The sequence below is a fragment of the Kribbella sp. NPDC055110 genome (genome assembly GCF_053607525.1).
The window spans coordinates 20,947-43,110 of sequence record NZ_JBSGTS010000012.1 but is presented as its reverse complement, the minus strand read 5'-3'; the positions used below and the strand labels follow the sequence as shown (position 1 = coordinate 43,110).

Annotated in this window: 23 protein-coding genes; 13 read left to right on the top strand and 10 right to left on the bottom strand. The window is 68.6% G+C overall.

Annotated features, from left to right (window positions below; all coding sequences use genetic code 11):
- Positions 1–34: 34 nt before the first annotated feature.
- Positions 35–1,399, bottom strand: coding sequence for a lytic murein transglycosylase (locus ACWF0M_RS20255; protein ID WP_452237227.1), 1,365 nt, complete (start codon positions 1,397–1,399; stop codon positions 35–37).
- A gap of 264 nt (positions 1,400–1,663) precedes the next feature.
- Between ACWF0M_RS20255 and hemL the strand changes: the two genes are divergently transcribed.
- From hemL to ACWF0M_RS20210, 9 genes are all read left to right on the top strand, one after another.
- Positions 1,664–2,989 carry a glutamate-1-semialdehyde 2,1-aminomutase gene (hemL, locus tag ACWF0M_RS20250; RefSeq protein WP_452237226.1) on the top strand — a complete coding sequence of 442 codons (1,326 nt, stop codon included), beginning with the start codon at positions 1,664–1,666 and terminating at the stop codon, positions 2,987–2,989.
- A 37-nt stretch (positions 2,990–3,026) separates the two neighbouring features.
- Positions 3,027–3,650 carry a histidine phosphatase family protein gene (locus ACWF0M_RS20245; protein ID WP_452237377.1) on the top strand — a complete coding sequence of 208 codons (624 nt, stop codon included), beginning with the start codon at positions 3,027–3,029 and terminating at the stop codon, positions 3,648–3,650.
- A gap of 67 nt (positions 3,651–3,717) precedes the next feature.
- On the top strand, positions 3,718–4,281 hold the full coding sequence (locus ACWF0M_RS20240) for a TlpA family protein disulfide reductase (protein ID WP_452237225.1): 564 nt from the start codon (positions 3,718–3,720) through the stop codon (positions 4,279–4,281).
- 16 nt (positions 4,282–4,297) lie between these two features.
- On the top strand, positions 4,298–5,041 hold the full coding sequence (locus ACWF0M_RS20235) for a cytochrome c biogenesis CcdA family protein (protein ID WP_452237224.1): 744 nt from the start codon (positions 4,298–4,300) through the stop codon (positions 5,039–5,041).
- A gap of 1 nt (position 5,042) precedes the next feature.
- On the top strand, positions 5,043–6,626 hold the full coding sequence (resB, locus tag ACWF0M_RS20230; RefSeq protein WP_452237223.1) for a cytochrome c biogenesis protein ResB: 1,584 nt from the start codon (positions 5,043–5,045) through the stop codon (positions 6,624–6,626).
- Positions 6,623–7,618 carry a c-type cytochrome biogenesis protein CcsB gene (ccsB, locus tag ACWF0M_RS20225; RefSeq protein ID WP_452237222.1) on the top strand — a complete coding sequence of 332 codons (996 nt, stop codon included), beginning with the start codon at positions 6,623–6,625 and terminating at the stop codon, positions 7,616–7,618. The genes resB and ccsB overlap by 4 nt, the downstream gene beginning before the upstream one ends.
- Position 7,619: 1 nt before the next feature.
- Positions 7,620–7,871, top strand: a complete 252-nt coding sequence (locus tag ACWF0M_RS20220; RefSeq protein ID WP_452237221.1) for a DUF4229 domain-containing protein — start codon at positions 7,620–7,622, stop codon at positions 7,869–7,871.
- A gap of 179 nt (positions 7,872–8,050) precedes the next feature.
- Positions 8,051–8,653, top strand: coding sequence for a TetR-like C-terminal domain-containing protein (locus ACWF0M_RS20215; protein ID WP_452237220.1), 603 nt, complete (start codon positions 8,051–8,053; stop codon positions 8,651–8,653).
- Between the two features lie 59 nt (positions 8,654–8,712).
- A complete protein-coding gene (locus ACWF0M_RS20210) occupies positions 8,713–10,272 on the top strand; it encodes an MFS transporter (protein ID WP_452237219.1) in 1,560 nt (519 codons plus the stop codon).
- 62 nt (positions 10,273–10,334) lie between these two features.
- On the opposite strand, the gene ACWF0M_RS20205 is transcribed toward ACWF0M_RS20210, so the two are convergent.
- Genes ACWF0M_RS20205 through ACWF0M_RS20190 form a run of 4 tightly spaced genes read right to left on the bottom strand, consistent with a single transcriptional unit; the run spans position 10,335 to position 12,406 of the window.
- Positions 10,335–10,811 (bottom strand): GNAT family N-acetyltransferase, encoded by a 477-nt coding sequence (locus tag ACWF0M_RS20205; protein WP_452237218.1) that lies wholly within the window; start codon positions 10,809–10,811, stop codon positions 10,335–10,337.
- Entirely contained in the window at positions 10,811–11,830 is a 1,020-nt protein-coding gene (locus ACWF0M_RS20200; protein ID WP_452237217.1) for a M48 family metallopeptidase, read from the bottom strand. The genes ACWF0M_RS20205 and ACWF0M_RS20200 overlap by 1 nt, the downstream gene beginning before the upstream one ends.
- A 34-nt stretch (positions 11,831–11,864) precedes the next feature.
- Positions 11,865–12,176 carry a hypothetical protein gene (locus tag ACWF0M_RS20195; RefSeq protein WP_452237216.1) on the bottom strand — a complete coding sequence of 104 codons (312 nt, stop codon included), beginning with the start codon at positions 12,174–12,176 and terminating at the stop codon, positions 11,865–11,867.
- Positions 12,173–12,406 carry a hypothetical protein gene (locus ACWF0M_RS20190; RefSeq protein WP_452237215.1) on the bottom strand — a complete coding sequence of 78 codons (234 nt, stop codon included), beginning with the start codon at positions 12,404–12,406 and terminating at the stop codon, positions 12,173–12,175. Before ACWF0M_RS20190 ends, ACWF0M_RS20195 begins: the two co-directional genes overlap by 4 nt.
- 81 nt (positions 12,407–12,487) lie before the next feature.
- On the opposite strand from ACWF0M_RS20190, the gene ACWF0M_RS20185 reads away from it, so the two are divergent.
- Positions 12,488–13,606, top strand: a complete 1,119-nt coding sequence (locus ACWF0M_RS20185) for a PLP-dependent cysteine synthase family protein (protein ID WP_452237214.1) — start codon at positions 12,488–12,490, stop codon at positions 13,604–13,606.
- Between the two features lie 104 nt (positions 13,607–13,710).
- Here the strand turns inward: ACWF0M_RS20185 and ACWF0M_RS20180 are convergent, their stop codons facing one another.
- Positions 13,711–14,583 carry a 1,4-dihydroxy-2-naphthoate polyprenyltransferase gene (locus ACWF0M_RS20180; RefSeq protein ID WP_452237213.1) on the bottom strand — a complete coding sequence of 291 codons (873 nt, stop codon included), beginning with the start codon at positions 14,581–14,583 and terminating at the stop codon, positions 13,711–13,713.
- 63 nt (positions 14,584–14,646) lie between these two features.
- Between ACWF0M_RS20180 and menE the strand changes: the two genes are divergently transcribed.
- Genes menE through menD form a run of 3 tightly spaced genes read left to right on the top strand, consistent with a single transcriptional unit; the run spans position 14,647 to position 18,298 of the window.
- A complete protein-coding gene (menE, locus tag ACWF0M_RS20175; protein WP_452237212.1) occupies positions 14,647–15,738 on the top strand; it encodes an o-succinylbenzoate--CoA ligase in 1,092 nt (363 codons plus the stop codon).
- A complete protein-coding gene (locus tag ACWF0M_RS20170; RefSeq protein ID WP_452237211.1) occupies positions 15,735–16,661 on the top strand; it encodes an o-succinylbenzoate synthase in 927 nt (308 codons plus the stop codon). Before menE ends, ACWF0M_RS20170 begins: the two co-directional genes overlap by 4 nt.
- On the top strand, positions 16,658–18,298 hold the full coding sequence (menD, locus tag ACWF0M_RS20165; RefSeq protein ID WP_452237210.1) for a 2-succinyl-5-enolpyruvyl-6-hydroxy-3-cyclohexene-1-carboxylic-acid synthase: 1,641 nt from the start codon (positions 16,658–16,660) through the stop codon (positions 18,296–18,298). Before ACWF0M_RS20170 ends, menD begins: the two co-directional genes overlap by 4 nt.
- Here the strand turns inward: menD and mptB are convergent.
- The 4 genes from mptB to ACWF0M_RS20145 are packed head-to-tail and all read right to left on the bottom strand — an operon-like array spanning position 18,285 to position 22,162.
- Positions 18,285–19,688 (bottom strand): polyprenol phosphomannose-dependent alpha 1,6 mannosyltransferase MptB, encoded by a 1,404-nt coding sequence (gene mptB / locus ACWF0M_RS20160; RefSeq protein ID WP_452237209.1) that lies wholly within the window; start codon positions 19,686–19,688, stop codon positions 18,285–18,287. The genes menD and mptB overlap by 14 nt on opposite strands.
- A 40-nt stretch (positions 19,689–19,728) precedes the next feature.
- Complete coding sequence (locus ACWF0M_RS20155; protein WP_452237208.1) at positions 19,729–20,493, bottom strand: ABC transporter permease; 765 nt, start codon at positions 20,491–20,493, stop codon at positions 19,729–19,731.
- A complete protein-coding gene (locus ACWF0M_RS20150) occupies positions 20,490–21,482 on the bottom strand; it encodes an ABC transporter ATP-binding protein (RefSeq protein WP_452237207.1) in 993 nt (330 codons plus the stop codon). Before ACWF0M_RS20150 ends, ACWF0M_RS20155 begins: the two co-directional genes overlap by 4 nt.
- 32 nt (positions 21,483–21,514) lie before the next feature.
- Entirely contained in the window at positions 21,515–22,162 is a 648-nt protein-coding gene (locus ACWF0M_RS20145; RefSeq protein ID WP_452237206.1) for a PadR family transcriptional regulator, read from the bottom strand.
- Positions 22,163–22,164 lie beyond the last annotated feature (2 nt).

Here is a 22,164-nt window from a genome sequence, read left to right as displayed (position 1 = left end):
AGGGGTGGGGGCAGGCGCGCCGGTCCAGTAGGGATCAGCTCCCGAGGATGCCTCCACCGAGGATGCCCAGGAGTCCAAGCGCGGACAGCAGGCCACGGATGACCTGGTCGACCGCCTTGGCACCACCGGTCTGGTAGGCGGTCACGCACTTCTGCAACTGGGTCTGGGTCGGCTTGGTGATCGTCACCTTCGCCATCTCGGACTGGCAGTACGTCGTGGCCTTCTGCAGCTCGGCCACCGTGCTGCCGACCGTGCCGACGATGACCCCGACGGCCGTCGTCAGGCTGCTGACACCCGGCGTGGTCGTGGTCGGCACTGTCGGCTTGGCCGTGGTCGGCTTCGAGGTGGTCGGCTTCACCGTGGTGGGTGTCGCGGTCGGCCTGCTGCTCGGAGTCGCCGTCGGCGTCGCGGTCGGCCGGTCCGTCGGCCGGTCGCCGCCCCGCTCGTCGGTCAGGATCGGGGTCGGCGTCGCGGTCGCGGTCGGCGTCGGGATGTCGATCGACTTCGGCAGGTCCTTGTCCGACGGGGCGTCGATGGTCGGGTCGTCGATCTGGTCGCCGGCCTCATCGACGTCGTCACCCGCGGTGCCGTTGCCGACCGCGATCCAGCTGCCGCCGGCGTACGCCTTCGCGATGCTGACCACGAGGTCGACGTACTGCTGCGAGTGGTTGTAGCGCAGCACCGCCGCGTTCAGGTCGCTCGCCTTGGACAGGTCGGTGTTGCCCGAGCAGAGGTACACCGCGGTCGACATCGCCGCGTCGTCGATGTCCTGCGGGTTCCGCACGCCGTCGCCGTCGCCGTCCACTCCCATGGCTCGCCAGGTGCCGGGGATGAACTGCATCGGGCCGACCGCGCGGTCGAACGCGCCGTCACCGTCGAACGAACCCGCGTCCGTGTCGGCGATCCGGGCCGTCCCGGACGAACCGTCCAGCCGCGGGCCGAAGATGCCCGGGATCGCGACGCCCAGCGAGTTCAGCGAGTTGCCGCCGAAGCGGCCGTGGTTGGACTCGACCCGGCCGATCGCGGCCACCAGCGTCCACGGCAGGTGGCACGCCGGGTCCGCCTGGGCCAGCACCTGCTGCGCCCGGGAGTACGCCTTCAGTGCGGCGTTCGGAATGCCGTTCCGGGACAGGCCCGAGACCACCTGCGTTGGTTGCTCGCCAGGGTCGACGCCGTGGCCGACGACGCCCGGCACCGGCACGTTGGCCGGGAAGGCGATCGGCTGCTTCGGTACGACGACCGGATTGCCCCCGGCCAGGCCGTTGTCCAGCGACGCCGTAGCGATCGCCGGGTCGTCCGTGGCGCTGACGGTGAACGCGCTCGCGAACAGCGCCAGCGGGATCAGCGGCGCCACCTGACGCCAGCCGCTACCCGTGGCGCGGCGCTTGCCCTTCGCCATCGATGATTCCCCTCCGTGACTCATCGACCGGTCCGGCCCCACGCCGCGGACAGTCTTTGTGTCTTGTCGGTTGCCGTCGTAATAGGTCTAACGTCCGCCCCGTTGCGTGGGTTACGCGTCGGACGCAGACCGTGTACGTGCGGTCACCGGGTACCCATACTCGCGCGTAACAAAGCGCCTGTGAACCCCTTGCGGACGATCGGGTCCGGAAAACCGCCCGGCCCTGCCGGTCGGGGCGCCGGACCCGCAGGGGAGAATGGCCCGGTGACAGACCCTGGGCCCGCACACACTGAGCACTCCGCCGAACTCTTCGCCAGAGCCTCCACGGTGACCCCGGGCGGGGTCAACTCTCCCGTCCGGGCGTTCCGCGCCGTCGGAGGCGTACCGCGTTTCATGGCTTCCGGTGACGGATGTCACATGACCGACGTCGACGGCAACCGCTATCTCGACCTGGTCAGCTCCTGGGGTCCGCTGCTGCTCGGACATGCCCATCCCGAGGTGATCGCCGCCGTCCAGGCCGCCGTCGGCCGCGGTACGTCGTACGGGACGCCGACCGAGACCGAGGTACTGCTCGGCGAGGAGATCGTCGCGCGGACGCCGGTGGACAAGGTCCGGCTGGTGTCGTCCGGGACCGAGGCGACGATGTCCGCGCTCCGGCTGGCCCGCGGGTTCACCGGGCGCGCCAAGATCGTGAAGTTCGCCGGCTGCTACCACGGACACGTGGACGCGCTCCTGGCCCAGGCCGGTTCCGGCGTCCTCACGCTGGGCATCCCCGGTACGCCGGGAGTCACCGAGGCGACCACTGCGGACACGATCGTGCTGCCGTACAACGACCAGGCCGCTGTCGCCGCCGCGTTCGCGGAGTACGGCGACCAGATCGCGGCCGTGATCACCGAGGCCTCGCCCGGCAACATGGGCGTCGTTCCGCCGCGGGACGACTTCAACGCGTTCCTCGCCCGGATCTGCACGGAAAACGGTGCACTTTTCATTTCCGACGAGGTCATGACCGGCTTCCGGATCACGCGCTCCGGCTGGTACGGCGTCGACGGCGTACGGCCGGATCTGATGACGTTCGGCAAGGTGATGGGCGGTGGCTTCCCGGCCGCGGCGTTCGGCGGTCGCGCCGACGTGATGTCCCACCTCGCGCCGGAGGGCTCGGTCTACCAGGCCGGCACGCTGTCCGGGAACCCGATCGCCACGACCGCCGGTCTGACCACGCTGCGACTGGCGACCGACGAGGTGTACGCCAAGCTCGACGAGACCTCGCTCACCATCCAGCGCCTGGTGTCGACCGCGCTGGACAAGGAAGGTGTGCCGCACGTCATCTCGGCCGCCGGGAACCTCTTCAGCGTCTTCTTCGTGGAGTCCTCGGAGGGACCTGCCGAGATCCGGGACTTCGCCGGGGCCAACGCTCAGGTGCTGCCAAGGTTCACGGCGTTCTTCCATGCCATGCTGGACGCCGGTGTCTACCTGCCACCGAGCGCGTTCGAGGCCTGGTTCGTCAGCGCGGCGATCGACGACGACGCGCTGGGCGAGCTCGAGGCCGCTCTGACTCCGGCGGCCCGCGCGGCAGCCGCCGTACAGGACTGAAGGGACAGCGGTGACCGAAACGACGGTCGTGCACCTGATGCGTCACGGCGAGGTGTACAACCCGACCGGCGTGCTCTACGGCCGGATCCCCGACTTCCACCTGTCCGAGCTCGGCCGAGCGATGGCCGGCCGGGTGGCCGAGCACGTCAAGGGCCGCGACATCGTGCACCTGGTCAGCTCGCCGCTGGAGCGGGCCCAGGAGACGATGGAGCCGATCGCCAAGGTGTTCGGCCTGACGCCGGACATCGACGAGCGGGTGATCGAGGCGGCGAACCTGTTCGAGGGCAAGAAGTTCGGCGTCGGCGACGGCGCGCTGCGCAACCCGAGCGCCTGGTGGCTGCTGCGGAACCCGTGGAAGCCGTCCTGGGGTGAGCCGTACCAGCAGCTCGTCCGGCGGATGCGGGACGCGGTCGAGACCGCCCGGCAGAAGGCCGCCGGTCACGAGGCGCTGATCGTGTCGCACCAGCTGCCGATCTGGATCGTCCGGTCCGCGATCGAGGGCCGCCGGATGTTCCACGACCCGCGCAAGCGGCAGTGCAGCCTGGCCAGCCTGACCTCGTTCACCTTTCACGGCGAGCAGATCGTCTCGGTCGGCTACTCCGAACCCGCCAAAGACCTACTTCCTGTGAAGAACCCCAAGAAGTTCGTGGCTGGGGCGTAATGAAGGAAAGAAAAAGCGGGTGGGAAATGGGAGTCAAGAACCCGAAGAAATTCGTCGGGGGAGCCTGATGCGCCGCGCTGTTGTGCTGGTGGCCGGGCTGTTGCTCGCGGTCACCGCATGCTCGTCCGGTCAGCAGGCAGCGCAGAACCGCCAGGGCCAGTCGGGGTTCGTGAGCGGCAACGGCAACGTGTCCACGTTCGCTGCGGCCGATCGGAAGCCGGCGCCGGAGCTGACCGGGAAAACGCTCGACGGGACGACCTGGACGCTGTCCGAGCAGACCGGCAAGGTCGTCGTACTGAACGTGTGGGGTTCGTGGTGCCCGCCGTGCCGCAAGGAAGCACCCGAGCTGGTCGCGGCGTCGAAGGAGCTCGGGGCGTCGGTGCAGTTCATCGGGCTGAACACCCGCGACCTGGATCCCGCGCCCGCGAAGAAGTTCGTCCAGGAGTTCGGCGTACCGTTCCCGAGCATCTACGACCCGAACGGCAAGGCGTTGCTGCGGTTCCGCGGCCAGATCTCGCCGAAGGCCATCCCGACCACGCTGGTGATCGACAAGAATGGCAAGGTCGCCGGCCGCGTCGTCGGTGAGGTCACCAAGCAGACCTTGCTCGGCATGGTGGCTGACGCTAAATGATGTTTGGCGCGGGCTAATGGGACAGTGGTTCGCCGACTCGATGACTGGGTCGATGGTGGTGGCACTGCCGATCGCGGTGCTGGCCGGTGCGATCTCGTTCTTCTCGCCGTGCGTCGTACCGCTCTTGCCCGGCTACCTGTCCTACGTCACCGGCCTGTCCGCGGCCGAGCTCGGCTCGGACAAGCGCGGCCGGATGCTCGCCGGTACGGCGTTGTTCGTCGCCGGATTCTCGGCGGTGTTCATCCTCACCGGCGTCGTGTTCGGCAAGGTAGGCGACCTGCTGATCGACCACCAGACCGCGATCACCCGGGTCCTCGGCGCGCTGACCGTCGTCCTGGGTCTCGTCTTCCTCGGCGGGTTCGGGTTCCTGCAGAAGGACGTGCGGGTGCACCGGGTGCCGGCGGTCGGGATCGCGGCGGCGCCGTTGCTCGGCGTACTGTTCGGATTCGGGTGGACGCCGTGTATCGGGCCGACGCTCGGGACCGTGATGACGCTGGCCACCACTCAGGGGAGCACCGGGCGCGGCGCGACGCTGGCACTGGTTTTCAGCCTCGGGCTCGGGATCCCGTTCATCGTGGCCGCGCTGGCGTTCCGGCGGATGCTGTCCGCGGTGGCGTGGGTGCGCAAGCACCAGTTGCTGGTGATCAGGATCGGCGGCGTACTGATGATCGCGGTGGGACTGCTGCTGCTGACGGGAGTGTGGGATGCGATGACCGCGGACCTGCGGCAGTGGGTCGCCAACTTCGGATCGGCGGTCTGAGATGACAGAGGTCAAGGACCGCATCGCGGCCGCGTCCGGACCGGAGGAGCCGTCCGGCCCGCCTGCGATGGGGCTGGTCGGCTGGCTGCGGTGGACCTGGCGGCAGTTGACGTCGATGAAGACCGCGCTGGTGCTGCTGTTCCTGCTGGCGCTCGGCGCGGTGCCGGGATCGCTGGTCCCGCAGACGCCGATCGACCCGATCAAGGTCTCGGACTTCCTCGCGGCCCACAAGACGCTCGGGCCGTTGTACGACAAACTCGGGCTGTTCGACGTCTACAAGTCCGCATGGTTCTCGGCGATCTACCTGTTGCTGTTCATCTCGCTGATCGGCTGCGTCGTACCCCGGCTCTCTGTCTATGCGAAGGGTCTGCGGGCGCGGCCGCCGAGGCCGCCGCGAAACCTGAACCGGCTGCCCGGGTACCAGCGCTTCGAGCTCTCCGAAGCCGGCGACGTCCTCGAGGTCGCGACCCGCGAGCTGCGGAAACGCCGTTTCCGGGTCCAGTCGTACGACGGCGCGGTCGGCGCGGAGCGTGGATACCTGCGCGAGGCCGGCAACCTGCTCTTCCACTTCTCGCTGATCCTGGCGCTGGTCGGGGTCGCGTGGGGTTCGCTGTTCGGTTACCGCGGCTCCGTACTGGTTGTCGTGGGCAACGGGTTCGCCAACTCGGTCGCGCAGTACGACGACTTCACGCCGGGACGCGCGTTCAGCGGTGACGACGACCTGCCGCCGTTCTCGCTGACCGTGAAGGACTTCGAGGTGAAGTTCCAGGAGGACGGTCCGCAGAAGGGCGCGGCGCGCGAGTTCAAGGCGCAGCTGGATTACCAGCAGACGCCGGACGCGCCGGAGAAGTCGTACGAGCTGCAGGTGAACCATCCGCTGAAGCTGGACGGGAGCAGCGTCTTCCTGCTCGGCCACGGGTACGCGCCGCGGGTGACGGTTCGCGACGGACAGGGCAATGTAGCGTTTTCCGGGCCGGCGCCGTTCCTGCCGCAGGACAGCAACTTCTCGTCGTTCGGCGTGATCAAGGCGCCGGACGCGCGACCGATGACACTTGGGTTCGAGGGCTTCTTCCTGCCGACCGCAGTGATCGGCCAGAACGGTCCGGTGTCGGTGTTCCCCGACGACCTGAACCCGGCGCTGGTGATGACCGGGTACTACGGCCGTCCGCAGCCGGAGACCGGGAAGCCGGAGTCGGTGTATCAGCTGGACAAGTCGAAGCTGACGCAGTTCCAGGCGAACGGCGACAAGTGGCGGCTCCAGCTCGCACCGGGGCAGAGCGCCCAGCTGCCGGACAAGGCCGGGTCGATCACGTTCGACGGGTACAGCCGCTGGGTGAAGCTGCAGATCAGCCACACTCCCGGGACCGGCCTCGCGCTGGCGGGCATCTCGCTGGCGATCCTCGGCCTGATGGGTTCGTTGTTCGTGCATCCGCGCCGTACCTGGGTGCGGGTCCGCGAGCAGGACGGGCGTACCGTTGTCGAGGTCGCCGGTCTGGACCGCGGCCCCGAGCGCGGCCTCGGCGACGAGATCCAGGCGATTACCAAGAGTTTGAAACCCAGCTCGAGCACCGAGGAGCAGTCATGAGTCCGGAGACCTACGCGCAAGTCTCCAACCTGCTGATCCCGACTGCGACGGTGATCTACGCCCTCGCGATGGTCTCTCACGCGATGGAGTGGGCCCTCGGTCGCGCTGCGGTCGCCAAGACGGTTGCGGTGCAGGAAGAGGTGCTGGTCGCGTCCGACGGCGCAGCAGTCTCCGGCGGCGTTGGCGACGTACCCGATGCTCCTGCTGCTGAGGAGCCGGCGACGGGCGAGCGGCTTGATGCGGCCAGCCGGATCGGGCTGCTGCTGACCTGGTTGGGTTTCGTGCTGCACCTCGGTGGTGTGGTGACCCGTGGACTCGCGGCGGGGCGCGTGCCGTGGGGCAACATGTACGAGTTCTCCATCACGGCATCGCTCGCGGTCGCGATCGTGTACCTGATCTTCGTGCAGCGCTACAAGCTGCAGTACCTCGGGCTCGGCGTGACGTTCGTGATCGCCGCCGTACTCGGTCTGGCGACGCTGGCGCTCTACACGCCGGCCGGTCCGCTGGTCCCGGCGCTGCACTCGTACTGGCTGGTGATCCACGTGTCCGCGGCCGCGATCTCCGGTGGCGCGTTCACCGTCGGCGGCCTGGTCTCGGTGCTGTACCTGGTCAAGGCCCGCGCCCAACGCCGCGTGCTGGAGGGCGGCACGATGTCCGCATCGCTGCGCCGGCTTCCGAGCGCCGAGGCGATGGACGGTACGGCGTACAAGGTGCTGGCGTTCGCGTTCCCGCTGTGGACGTTCGGCGTGCTGGTGGCCGGTCCGATCTGGGCCGAGCACGCCTGGGGCCGCTACTGGGGCTGGGACCCCAAGGAGGTCTGGTCGCTGGTGACCTGGGTGGTGTACGCCGCCTACCTGCACGCCCGTGCGACCGCGGGCTGGCGGGGCCGCCGGGCCGCGACGATCGCGATCGTCGGCTGGTTCGTCTTCATCTTCAACTTCGTCGGCGTGAACCTGTTGGTCTCCGGCCTGCACTCCTACGCTGGGGTCTGACATGAAGGAGTTCGGCATCTACACCGGCCTGCGGGCGGCGCTGTTCGCCGTCTGCCTGGCGGTGCTGTGGCTCGCACTGCGCACCTGGCTGTCGATCTGGCCGATCGCACTGCTGGCCCTGATCGTCTCCTCGATCCTGTCGATCTTCGTCCTGCGCGCCGCCCGGGACCGCCTGGCCGGCAAGATCGAGACCCGCGCCGCGAAGATCTCCACCCGCCTCGAGCAGGCCCGCTCCGCCGAGGACGACGACTAGGCGCGAGTCCCGCCTACAGACGCCGTACCAGTAGTCGACTGGTACGGAGAGTGATCTATGCCATAAGCGAAATCCTCCCAAAATCATTTGTGCCTGCCTTCACATGAGTCGTACCGTGGTGGATGAAACGGAACCGTTTCGTTCTATCGGTGTTCTTGTAGCTACTCAGGGTGATGACGTTGGATGCAGCAGGCGTGCGGCAGCGGCCGCGGGTCGAAGGCGGGCGTGAGGAGGAGATCCTCGACGCGACCGTGGCGGTGGTGGCCGAGCTCGGCTACGACCGGCTGACCATGGACGCGGTGGCGACGGCGGCGAAGGCCAGCAAGGCGACGCTGTACCGGCGCTGGTCCACCAAGGCCGAGCTGGTTGTGGACGCGATCAGCCGGGCGAAGGGCTGCCCGATGCCGGAGGACGTCGACACCGGCAGCCTCCGCGGCGACCTGATCTCGATGTCCTGCGGTGACGGCGGCTTCACCGACGAGGTGCCGATGTCGGTGATCGCCGGCCTGATCACCGCCCTGCATCGCGACGCCGACCTGCAGAAGGCGTTTCGTGAGCGGTTTCTGGCCCCGCGGCTGGAGCTGACCCGCAAGGTGTTCGAACGGGCCGTCGAGCGCGGTGAGATCGCCGCCGACGTCGACGTCGACCTGCTCTCGACGACGCTGCCCGCGGTCATCGTCCACCACGCCTACGTGCTCGGCGTCGAGCCGACCGACGAACTGATCCTCCGAGTGATCGACAACGTGATTCTGCCTGCGGCGCGGGGGTCGCAGGTGAGCTGACCGGTGAGGGGCCGGTCCGCGATTCAACCAGGCAAGTCTGCCCAAGAGGGGAAATTCTTATGTCCGAAGAAGTCATCAACGCCGATCCGCCGGAGGGGCGGCCGGTCGACGCCGAGACCGGGGCCGCCGCGCACGGTCACCGCAATCTCGGGATCGCGCTCGCGCTGATCTGCATGGCGCAGCTGATGGTGGTGCTGGACGGCACCATCGTGAACATCGCACTGCCGCACATCAAGGACGCGCTCGGCTTCAGCAACGCGTCGCTGCCGTGGGTGGTCAACGCCTACGCGCTGGCGTTCGGCGGTCTGCTCCTGCTCGGCGGCCGGATCGGGGACATCCTCGGTCGCCGCAAGGTCTTCATCTTCGGCGTCGTGCTGTTCGGCCTGGCGTCGTTCGTCGGCGGTATCGCGCAGAGCGAGAGCGTGCTGCTGGCCAGCCGGATTCTGCAGGGTCTCGCGGCCGCGGCGGCCTCGCCGAACGCGCTCGCACTGATCACCACCACCTTCCCGGCCGGCAAGGAGCGCAACCGGGCGATGGGCGTGTACGCCGCGATGTCCGGGGCCGGTGCGGCCGTCGGTCTGATCCTCGGTGGTGCGCTGACCGAGGCGTCATGGCGCTGGACCTTCTTCATCAACACGCCGATCGGCCTGATCGTGGCAGTGCTGGCGTTCCGGTTCCTGGGCGAGTCGCCCCGGCAGACCGGCAAGTTCGACCTGCCTGGCGCGATCACCGGCACGGTGGGTCTGACCTCGCTGGTCTACGGTCTGACCCACGCGGGCTCGAACGGCTGGGGTGACGCGGCGACGCTGAGCTTCATCTTCGGCGGGCTCGCGCTGATCGCGATCTTCCTGGTCATCGAGTCCCGGTCGCGGCACGCGCTGATGCCGTTCCGGATCCTCGCGAACCGGACCCGCGGCGTCAGCTTCTTCGTGATGCTGATCGTCGGCGCGGCGATGTTCTCGATGTTCTACTTCCTCGGTATCTACGTGCAGAGCATCATGGGCTACAGCGCGATCAAGACCGGTCTGTCGTTCCTGCCGTTCAGCTTCGGCATCGTGGCCGCCGCACAGGTCGCGTCGACGCTGGTGGCGCGGATGGACCCGCGCTGGATCTCCGGCGCCGGCGGCGTGCTGGTCTCGGCCGGCATGTTCGGGTTCAGCCGGCTCGAGGTGGATTCGACGTACTGGACCCACTTGCTGCCGTACATCCTGGTGCTGGCCTTCGGGATGGGCCTGATCTTCGTGCCGCTCACGCTGACCGCGGTCAGCGGGGTCGGGGACGAGGACTCCGGTGTCGGTTCCGCCGTACTGAACACGGTGCAGCAGATCGGTGGTGCGGTCGGCCTGGCGCTGCTCGGCACGATCTCCGCCAACGCGATCAAGGACAAGTTCGCCGAGCTGGCCCCGGGCCTGCAGAAGGCGGCCGAGTCCGGGCAGTCACCGGAGCAGATCAAGCAGCTCCAGGGGCAGTTCACCGCGCTCGCCACGACGCACGGGTTCACCCGGGCGTTCATCTGGTCGGCGTTCCTGGCGCTGGGTGCGGCCCTGATCACGCTGGTCGGCCTGTCGATCAAGCACAAGGACCTGGCCAACGACGGCCAGCCCGTCCACATGGGCTGAGTGCTGTTGATGCTCGAAGGGCCTGCTTCCCGGGAGGGGGGAAGCAGGCCCTTCGTCTTCGGTTACAGGTGTTTCTGCATCACGAGTTCGCGGGTCACGCCGTCTGCCATCAGGTCGCCGGGCTCGTCGATGTCGACGTACCCGTGGCGGAGGTAGAGGTTGTGCGCCGGGTCGTTGCCGGGGACAACTGACAGCTTCACTGCGCGGGCTCCGATGCTGCGGGCCCAGTCCTCGACTGCGGTCATGAGCGCGTTGCCGACGCCCTTGCCGCGACCGGCCGGGGCGACCCACATCGACACCAGCTCGGCCGCGTCTTCGCCAGGGAACCCGCCTGCCATACCCGCCGGCGTACCGTCGATCGAGGCGATCACCTGGTAGGCGCCGGGTACAGACAGCCGCTCGCGCCAGCGTTCCTCGGGAGCGTCGATCCAGTCCGCGAGCTGCGAACCGAACGCGAACGGCGCTTCCTCCAGTGCGGCGAGCCGCAGCTCCCGCCAGGCCTTCCAGTCGTCCGGTCCGACGTTGTCGAGCTCGATCATCAATTCCTCGGCGGGAACCTCGAGGAGACCCAGTCGCGGACGCCGCCGAGGCCGTCGCCGAGGTCGCGGAGGAACTTGGCCAGCGGGTCCTGCGAGCGGTTGAACGCGTCGGTGTAGGACTTGGCGGCGTTCTTCGCCTCCTGCGAGATCGACGCGTCGCCGTCGTCCTGGCGCTTCGGGTACTCACCGGAGACGATCGTCGTGTACTCGCCCTCGTCGACCCAGCGGCGCAGCTCGTGCGCGCGGATCACGGCCAGCGGGTGCGACTGCGCCTCGAGCAGCAGCAGCTTCAGCACGCTGTCGCGCAGGTCGCCGGCGCTCTCGTACTCCGTTCCTTGCGCAAGGAACGCGGTGGTGTCGAGTTCGCTCAGCTGACCGCCGCTGGCGAGCTTCATCTGGACGCGCAGCGCGACCGCCGGGTCCTGGACCGCGAGCAGACCGGCCCGGTCACCGGACAGCTCCGCCTTGCGGGACCACTCGTGCAGGGCGGCGATGATCGCACGCAGACCGAGCGCCCCGATCGGCATCCAGCCGATGGCGCCGGTGAGGCGCATCAGCCAGAGCAGGAGCGACTGGTACAGCGCGTGACCGCTCTGGGCGTGCCCGAGCTCGTGACCGAGGACGAACCGCAGTTCCTCCTCGTCCAGGCCCTGCAGCAGGGCGCTGTTCACCACGATGAACGGCTTGTCCATGCCGATCGTGACCGCGTTCCAGATCGGGCTGTTGGTGACGTACAGCTCGGGGAGCTGGCGTACGTCGAGCGTGGAGGCTGCCTCGGTGAAGAGCCGGTTCACGGTCGGGAACTGCCGCTCGTCGACCCGGATCGCCGAGCCGAGGTACTGCAGCCGGAACGCGCGCTCGTTGATCAGTCCCGACATCTTCCGCAGGACGTAGTCGAACCCCTTCAGCTGCCGCAGCGCCACCAGTGCGCCACGGTCCGCAGGGTGCTCCCACGCCCGCGAGCTGATATCGGTCAACGTCGCCCGCTGCCGCGTCGGCCGATCACTGTTCTCGGTCATCGTTCCCCCAACCGGTTCGTCATGGGTTCCCAACCTAGCTCGCGTTCGGGGTCCTGCGGGGGTTGAGCGCTACAGCCAGCAACAACGTGGGGATCCAGCCGATCGATACGGCCCACCAGCCGAGGCCCTGGCCCGCCGCGACCGCGGTCGTCGCGACCGAGAGCGCCGTACCGATGAGCCAGTACCAGAGGGCGTTCGCGCCCGGTCGCAGGGTGCCGCGGCGGTAGCCGACCCAGGCGAGGGTGAGGGTCGCCGGCAGCGCCAGGATGATCGAGCCGAACGTGAGGACCGCGAGGATCAGCGCGATCTCGCCGGGCGAGAAGTGGACCGCGCCGAGCGGGATCATCGGGGCCACCCGGCGTACTGCTGGGCGGGTGCGGGCCGGCGGATCCGGTCCCGTTGGGCGTGGGGCAGGAGGAACCAGGTGAGCAGCCAGAGCAGACCCCAGTCGAGGACCGCCGCGCACCAGAAGATGTCCAGGAACATGCAGGCAGTGATGATCGCAGTCGACAGCAGGGTGCTCCACGCCACAGCCGCGAACATGAGCGCGACGAACCAGTCAGGCAAATCGATCATGGACCGATCCTCGCCGCCGGGGCGGGTGGTTGCTGAGCGTAGGAATACTCAAATCGGCCTCGACGTCCTAGCCTGGCCCGCATGAGTGAGGTTGACGGGGTGTGCCGTGAGGTCGATCGCCGGGACGAGAAGGCGCGTGCCTGGGTGTCCGAGGCGATCCGGATCGTGGACGCCGACGCGAACCGGAGCGCGGACACGCATCTGCACGTGTTCCCGATGCCGGAGGGTTCCGGTGTGGACCTGTACCTCAAGGACGAGTCCGTGCACCCCACCGGCTCGCTCAAGCACCGGCTCGCCCGGTCCCTGTTCCTGTACGCCCTGTGCAACGGCTGGATCCACGAAGGCACCACGGTCATCGAGGCGTCCAGCGGCTCCACCGCGGTCAGCGAGGCGTACTTCGCCCGCCTGCTCGGCCTCCCGTTCGTCGCGGTGATGCCGCGCTCGACCAGCCCCGAGAAGGTCGAGCTGATCGAGTTCTACGGCGGCCGCTGCCACTTCGTCGAACGCTCCGGCCAGATCTACGGCGAGGCCAAGCGGATGGCCGAGGAGACCGGCGGCCACTACATGGACCAGTTCACCTACGCCGAACGCGCGACCGACTGGCGTGGCAACAACAACATCGCCGAGTCGATCTTCGAGCAGCTCGCGCTCGAGCAGCACCCGATCCCGACCTGGGTCGTGGTCGGCGCCGGGACCGGCGGTACGTCGGCCACGATCGGGCGCTACGTCCGGTACCAGCGGTACGACACGTCGGTCGCCGTGGTGGATCCGGAGAACTCGGCGTTCTTCCCGGCCTTCGAAGCCGGCGACCACGAGTACTCCACCGGCCGCCCGTCCCGCATCGAAGGCATCGGCCGCCCGCGCGTCGAACCGTCCTTCGTGCTCGGCGTCGTCGACCGGATGATCTCGGTCCCCGACGCCGCCTCGATCGCCGCGATGCGCTTCTGCTCCCGCGTCACCGGCCGCCTCGTCGGCGGCTCGACCGGCACCAACCTCTGGGGCTCACTACGCCTGGCCGCCGAAATGCGCCGTACGGGCGCCCGCGGCAGCATCGTCACCCTCCTCTGCGACAGCGGCGAACGCTATGGCAACACCTACTACGACGACGCCTGGCTCCGCACGAGCGGCATCGACATCACCCCCTACACCACCACCCTGGAATCCTTCGCCACCACCGGCCACTGGACCGAACCCGAGTAACCCCGCTTCTCACGGGACCACCAGCGTTGTGGTGCGGTGGCCGGCGTGGTGGTGGGGTTGAACAGGTTATTTCCTGTTCAACCCCACGCTTTCCTGCGCGCAGGTCAGCTGCCTAGGGCGAGGCCGAGGCCGAGGCCGATGGCGTAGAGGAGTTCGGTGAGGCCGGTGAGCTTGAGGACGGGGATGAGGGCGGGGCCTACTGCGTCGCTCAGGATGATGCGGGTGGACTTGACGGCCAGGGGGAGGGCGATGAAGGCGAGGAGGGTCCACGGGGTGGCGATGACTGAGACGGCCGCGAGGATGAAGGCCAGGGCGATCAGGGCGGCGTAGAAGCGGCGGGAGCGGGCGGCGCCCAACACCACCGCCAGCGTGCGCTTGCCGGTGACGGAGTCGGTCGGGATGTCGCGGAGGTTGTTGGCGACGAGGAGAGCGCAGGCGATCGCGCCGACGGAGACGGCGCCGGCGATGGCCGACCAGTGCAGCGTTTCCGCTTGGGCGTACGTCGTACCGAGGACGGCGACCAGGCCGAAGAAGAGGAACACGCTGACTTCACCGAGCGCCCGGTAGCCGTACGGCTTCTTGCCGCCGGTGTAGAACCACGCACCGAGCAACGACGCGGCACCGGCGACCAGCAGCCACCACGTGGTGGTCGCACACAGCACGATGCCGAGCGCTGCGCCGATACCGAGGCAGGTGAAGGCGGCGGTCTTGACTGCCCGCGGTGTGGCGACCTTGGAGCCGACCAGGCGGAGTGGGCCGACGCGGTTCTCGTCGGTACCGCGGATGCCGTCGCTGTAGTCGTTGGCGTAGTTGACGCCGATCTGCAGGGCCAGCGCGACGCCGAGGGCGAGCAGCGCCTTCCACCAGACGAAGCCGTCGAGGTACGCGGCGGCGCCGGTTCCGACGAGTACGGGGGAGATCGCGGCAGGCAGGGTTCGGGGGCGGGCGCCTTCGATCCACTGGGCAGGGGTGGCCATGAGCGTCGATTCTGTCAGCCAGGCGGCCGACCGGCGCAGGGGGGCCGTACGCTCGTCGGTGTCATGTCTACCTTGCGCCTGGTTCCCGGCACGCCGGACGCGGTGCTGTCCGCGCTGAGCGGCGTACTCGACGGGAGCGGTACGCCGTTCGCGCCGGTGCCGAGCGACCCGGCGGCGGCCGCGCGGGTTCACGACGCGGCCCAGCCGGACGAGCCGCTCGAGGACGGCTGCGCGGTCGTACTCACCACCTCCGGGTCCTCCGGCGAGCCGAAGGGCGTGCTGCTGTCGCGGGAGGCGCTGATCGCGTCGGCGACCGCCACCCACGACCGGCTCGGCGGACCTGGGCAGTGGCTGCTCCCGATGAAGCCGTACTTCGTGGGCGGCCTGCAGATCCTCACGCGTTCACTGGTCGCCGGTACGACGCCAGTGCTGCTCGACGAAAGCTTCACGGCGGCCGCGCTGAAGCTGACCGGTGTACGGCGCTACACGGCGATGGTGCCGACGCAGCTGGCTCGCTATCTCGAGACGGACCTGGACGCGCTGCGGTCGTTCGACGCGATCATCATCGGCGGGGCGTCGACGCCGGAGCCGCTCAAACTGCGGGCCGCGGAGGCCGGCGTCAACGCGATCCCGGCGTACGGGATGACCGAGACCGGCAGCGGGTGTGTGTACGCCGGTGTGCCGCTGGACGGTACGTCGATCGACCTGGACGGCGGACGCATACTCATCAAGGGGAGCACGCTCTTCGATGGGTACCGGCTGCGACCGGAGCTCACCGCCGAGGTGCTGCAGAACGGCTGGTTCCGCACACAGGATCGTGGCGAACTCGTGGATGGGCGTCTGCGCGTGATCGGTCGCGTGGACGACGTGGTGATCTCCGGTGGCGTGAACGTCACGCTGACGACTGTGCAGGCGCGGCTGCTCGAGCATCCGAAGCTCACGGACGCTGTAGTACTTGGGGTCCCGGATGCCGAGTGGGGGACGCGTGTGGTCGCGTTCGTCGTAGGTGAGCCGACGCGCGACGAGCTCCGGGACTGGGTCAGTCAGACCCTGCCGCGGACGTGGGCCCCGCGGGACGTCGTACAGCTGCAGGCGTTGCCGATGCTTGCTTCGGGCAAGGTGGACCGGCAGCGGTTGCTGGAGGGCGTGCGGTGATCACGTACTCGATCGGCCTCAAGAACAAGTTCCGTGGCATCACAGTGCGCGAGGGGATGCTGTACGAAGGCCCCGCGGGCTGGGCGGAGTGGAGCCCGTTCCTGGACTACGACGACGCCACCTGTGTGTCCTGGCTGCGTGCGGCGCGAGAGGCGGCCGAGGACGGCTGGCCGGCGCCGGTCCGCGACCGCGTGCCCGTCAACTGCACAGTGCCGGCCATCGGACCCGAGAGGGCCGCAGAGATCGTAAGAGCGTCTGGCTGCAGTACGGCGAAGGTGAAGGTGGCCGAGCCGGGTCAGACGCTCGCGGACGACCTGGAGCGCCTCGAAGCGGTACGGGACGCCATCGGCAGCGGACAGGTACGCATCGACGCCAACGGGCTGTGGTCGGTGGACCAGGCAGTGCAGAACCTCAAGCAGCTGCAGCGGTTCGACCTGGAGTACGTCGAGCAGCCGTGTGCGACTGTGGAGGAGCTGGCCGAGGTACGGCGGCGTACCGACGTACCTGTTGCGGCTGACGAGTCGATCCGCCGGGCCGAGGACCCGTTGCGGGTCAAGAAGCTCGACGCCGCGGACATCGCCGTACTGAAGGTCCAGCCGATCGGAGGCGTCCGTGCGTGTCTGGAGATCGCTGACCGGATCGGACTGCCCGTAGTGGTGTCGTCTGCGCTGGAGACCTCAGTAGGCATCGCTGCTGGCGTAGCACTCGCCGCTGCGCTTCCGGAACTGCCCTACGCCTGCGGTCTGGCCACCGTGTCGATGTTCACCCAAGAGGTGGTCGCCGAGCCGCTACTACCCACCAACGGGTTCCTGTCGGTCCGAAGCGTCGTACCGGATCCCCAACTACTGGAAGCCGCACGTGCGGACGCGGACCGGACGAAGGTGTGGGAAGAACGCCTGTCCCGAGTAAGGAGTGCCGGATGAACCCGTCCACGGCTTTCGCGACCGTAGTGGTCGACGAACTGATCCGCTGCGGTGTACGCGAGGCCGTGGTGTCACCCGGCTCCCGCAGCGCCCCCCTGGCGCTGGCACTCGCGGCCGCCGACCGTGACGGGCGGCTCAGGCTGCATGTGCGAATCGACGAGCGTACGGCGGGATTCCTGGCAATCGGCCTGATGCGCGGCAGCGGTCTACCGGTACCTGTGGTGACCACCTCAGGTACGGCGGTAGCGAACCTGCACCCGGCTGTGCTCGAGGCGTCGCACAGCGGGCTCCCGCTGATCGTGCTGAGCGCGGACCGGCCACCTGCCCTGAGAGGCAGCGGTGCGAACCAGACGACCGACCAGATCAAGGTGTTCGGCTCTGCGGTCCGCCTGTTCCACGAAATGGGTACGCCGATCCGTGAGATCGGTCAGGTCGCGTACTGGCGCTCGCAGGTTGCCAGAGCCGTGGCGACGGCAGTAGGTGCCCGTACCGCCGACCCGGGGCCAGTGCAGCTCAACTGCCCGTTCTCGGAGCCGCTGGTTCCGACAGAGGGACCAGAGTGGCCTGAGCCGCTGAGTGGACGCAGCACCGGCCCGTGGACCTCCATTCACGCAGCAGCGGGCCGTCCGGCAGCTGTGTCGCCCGGACCGAAGACGGTGGTCGTTGCCGGCGATGGTGCGTCGCAGTCCGCGCGGTTGGCGGCAGAGGCCGGACAGTGGCCACTGTTCGCGGAGCCGTCCAGTCGCGCACGGATCGGCCCGTCGGTGATCTCGGCGTACCGGTTGTTGCTGCAGGCAAACACCTTGGCGGGCGAGATCGAGCGGGTGCTGGTGTTCGGGCACCCGACCCTGTCCCGCCCGATCTCGAAGCTGCTGGCCCGGCCGGACGTCGAGGTCGTCGTGATCTCGCCGACCGGGCTGTGGCCGGACCCGGCCCGCCGCGCGGCCTCCGTCGTCACCGCGCTCGAGGTCACCGGCGCCGACCGGACCGACTGGCTCGCGAGGTGGCAGCACGCCGACCAGGTCGCCCGCCCCGAGATCGACAAGGTCCTCGCGGACGGCCTCAGCGGACCACGCGTCGCGGCGCTCGTCGGCGAGGCGGTCGGCGCCGACGGCATGCTCGTCGTCGCCTCCTCGAACCCGATCCGCGACCTCGACCTCGCCCCGGTCGTCCCGATCCGTACGATCGCGAACCGCGGCCTGGCCGGTATTGACGGCACGATCTCGACCGCGATCGGCGCCGCCCTCGCGAACGCGGGCCCGACGCACGCGCTGATCGGCGATCTCGCCTTCCTGCACGACAGCAACGGGCTGGTCGTCGGTCCGGACGAGGCGCGTCCCGACCTGCGGATCGTGGTCGTGAACGACAACGGCGGCGGGATCTTCTCCACCCTCGAACAAGGCGATCCGACGCACGCGACGCACTTCGAGCGCGTCTTCGGTACGCCGCACAACGTCGACCTCGGCGCACTGTGCGCAGCCAGCGGTACGGCGTACATGCTGGTGCGGACCGTCGACGAGTTGCGGGCCGCGCTGACGCGTACGGTCGCCGGCCTGGACGTGGTCGAGGTGCGGATCTCCCGGGAAGCTCACCGACCGCTCGGCGCGGCGATGGTCGCGGCGCTCAAGCAGTTGTAACAGGTACCTTCCGCGCCGGTTGCAGCGTCCGGAGGTGGCTGAGCAGCGACACTGCCATCGCGATGACCAGGGCGGTCGTCGTGAGGATCGGGATCGTCGCGCCGCGCAGCGACGAGTTCAGCGGAGCAGCGATCGTGAAGATCAGGCTGACCGCGGTGATGATCGTGGTCAGCCGTCGTCCAGGGCGTGCGACGGCCAGGAACGGCAGGCACCACAGGAAGTACCAGTCGTGCGCGCTCGGCCCGAGTACGACGACCGCGAGCAGTGCGACACCGACAGCTCGTGCCGCGTAGTGGATCGACGACCGCAGACTCAGCCACGCGATCAGAGCGAGTGCGGCGACCATACCGACCAGACGGACGATCTGCAGCGCCTGTGCGGCAGCAGTGTCCTCTCCTAGCCATCCCAGTACGCCGGACGCCGCCATACCGATCAGGTTGGCGATGGAGAAGGGTGAACGGACCAGCCCGGGTACGTCGAGCGCACCGAGCCACCCGGAGCCCACACCGGTCAGTGCACCGATGGTGACGAGCGTCAGCACGGACACCGCGCCCGCAATGACCAGACTGGCAAAGCGGAGCACCCGTCCGGCCAGTGGGCTCATCACTGCGGCGATCGCGATCACTACGAGTCCACCCGGGAGCTTCACGGCAGCCGCTACACCGGCCACGACTGCCGCCGTACCCCAGCGACCCGTCAGGGCCAGTGCGAACGCGCTGCAGGCCAGGCCGAGCATCAGTACGTCGTTGTGGGCCGCGCCGATGCCGTGGGTGATCAGCATGGGGTTCAGTACGACCAGCCAGGTGGCGAAAGCCGGGTCGACGCGACATGCGATCGCCAAGCGCGGTACAGCCCACGCGATGAGGACTATGCCCAGTACGGCGAGGAGGCGGTGCGCCAGCATCAGCACGTACGGGTCCATGGTGAGGTGGGCGACCAGACCGCCGTACGCGAGCGGCAGGGGACCGTACGGCGCCGGTGTCTGCATCCACATCGGGTCGACGGCCTCGATGATGTGGCCGGACAGTACGCCGGGTCCCACGTCGTACGGGTTGTAGCCCTCGGCGACCAGTGCGCCCTGGGCCGCGTAACTCCAGGCGTCGCGGCTGAACAGTGGCGGCGCCAGCAAGAGCGGTGCGCTCCAGCAGGCCGTCATACGGAGAAGTGGGAGGCGTTCGCGGGCCATGACGCGCCTGCCCACGGTCAGCCAGGCCCAGGCCATCAGACCGAGCCCAGCGACCATGAACGTCAGCCCGACCATCCGGCCGGCCAACGAGTGGCGCAGCGGGATGGAGGCGACCCAGGAAGACGCGGGTACGACCGACGTCACCAGGCTCGCCAGAGCGACTACAACAGAGCCGACGACCCCACGGACCATCGGCGAGCGCATGAGCGGACCGTAGCCCGGCCATGCAACACGTCGATGAACATCAAGCGGATTCCTTGCGGAAGGTTCTTGCACCGACAGCCAGTCCGATGATGGTCAGCAGGACCACCCAGAACAGGCCCCAGAGCGACGACGAGCTGCTGATGTCGCCGCGGAACAGGGCGCGCACGCCGTTCACCACGTGCTTCAGCGGGCTGATGTCGGACAGCCGCTGCAGCCACGTCGGACCGATCTGCATCGGCAGCAGGATGCCCGACAGCAGCAGGAGCGGCATCGCGATGCCGTTCAGCAGCGGGGCCAGCGCGTCCTCGCTCTTGGTGATGAGCGCGACCGAGTACGACAGCGAGGCGAACGTGGCGCCCAGGAGCGCGACGATCACCAGCGAGAGCAGTACGCCGGCCCACGGTGCACGCAGGCCGAGTGGCAGCGCTGCGAGCAGCAGGAGGACCGACTGAACCACGAGTACGACGACGTCCCGCAGTACTCGCCCTGCCATCAGCGCCATCCGGGACGCCGGCGTGACGCGGTCGGCCTCGATGACGCCGGCCCGGTACTCGGCGATCAGGCCGAAGCCGACGAACATCGCGCCGAACATGCCGAGCTGCACGATCAGGCCGGGAATGAAGACCTGGTAGGCGTTCGTGGTGGCGCCCTGGCTGATCTGGGCGGTGATCGGCTTGAGCAGCGGGCCGAACAGGAACAGGTACATCAGCGGCTGGCTGAGCATCAGGATCGACCACATCGGGTTCCGGAGCGACAGCCGCATCTGGCGGTGGAAAACGATCCAGGTCTCACGCAGGACGTTCACGCTGCCGTCTCCTTCTTCTTCTCGTCGGTGGGTGTGGCGTCCTCGTCACGCAGGGAACGGCCGGTCATGGTCAGGAACACGTCGTCGAGCGTCGGTCGATGGACCTCGACCCCGTGCAACTCGATGCCCTGGGCATCGATCGAGCGGAGCAGCGCCGGCAGCACCGAACCGCAGCGCGGGATCCGGAACCCGACCACGGCGTCCTCGGTCTCGACGTCGAGGGCACCCTCGAGCTCGCGGACGATCTTCATCACCGCCGGCGCCTGGCTGGTGTCGGCGATACTCAGCCGGACGGCGTCGCCGGAGACCTGCTGCTTCAGGTTCTCCGGCGTACCGGACGCGACGATCTTGCCGTGGTCGATGACCAGGATCCGGTCGCAGAGCGCGTCCGCCTCGTCCAGGTAGTGCGTGGTCAGGAAGATCGTCGCGCCGCGGTCGCGCAGGCCGCGGATGTGCTCCCAGAGGTTGGCGCGCGCCTGCGGGTCGAGGCCCGTGGTCGGCTCGTCCAGGAAGATCAGCTTCGGGTCGTGGATCAGGCCCATCACGATGTCCAGCCGCCGGCGCTGCCCGCCGGACAGCGTCTTGCACTGGCGGCGCCAGAGGCCCGGGAGGTCGAGCTCCTCGAACAGGCGCTGCCCTTCGGCGATCGCCTTCGCCTTCGGTACGCCGTACAGCCGCGCGTGATCGACGACCTCGTCGCCGGCGATCGCCTCGGGCAGAGTGGACCCGCTCTGCGGGACGTACCCGATGCCGCGGCGGACGCCCACCGGATCCTTCGCGAGATCACATCCGGCCACCGTCGCGGTGCCCGCCGTCGGCTGGATCAGCGTGGCCAGCATCCGCATCGTCGTGGTCTTACCGGCCCCGTTCGGCCCCAGAAAACCGACGATCTCCCCGTCGGCCACATCAAGGTCTACTCCCTGTACCGCCTGGACAGGCCCCCGCTTCGTCTTGAACGTCCGCACCAGCCCGCGAGCTTCGATCATCATGCGGGCCAGTCTGACTAATCAACTTTGACTAGTCAATCTTGATTACCGGAGGTGTGGGCTGGTGCGTCGGGGATTTCGCCCCAGTGGGTGACCATGCCGGGGTACGGTTCCCAGTCGGCCGTCTCGCCGGCGAAGGCGTAGGCGCCGGCGCGGATGCGGTCGAGGAACTCGTGGGTCCAGCGGAGCTCGCCGCCGTCGCGGGCGGAGGTGATGCGGAACATCTCGACCACGTGGTTCGGGGTGGCCGGGTCCTCGAGGATGTGGCGTTCGGAGTACGGCTCGGATTTCAGCCAGGACTCCAGCTGGCTGATCCGGGCCTCGAGCGCGGCGATCACCTCGTCGCGGCGTAGCGACCACATGAAGCTGATCGTGGCCTGCATCTTGTCGGGGTGGAACCCGTCGACGGTCCACAGCATGCCGCGGAGCAGTGAGAAATACTCCGTCTCGCCGTCCGCGGTCAGTTTGTACGACGTACGCCCGGGCCGATGTGCACCGTCCTGCTCGAGTTCCTGGAGGTACCCGTGCTTGGCCAGCGTGCGCAATCCCGTGTAGATCGAGCCGGGGTTGACGTTCGCCCACGCCTCCACGTTCCAGGTCAGCAGCTCACGCCGCAGCTGGTACCCGTACGCCGGCTGGAAGATCCGCACGACGCCGAGCAGCAACAACCGCGTGGTGGACATGC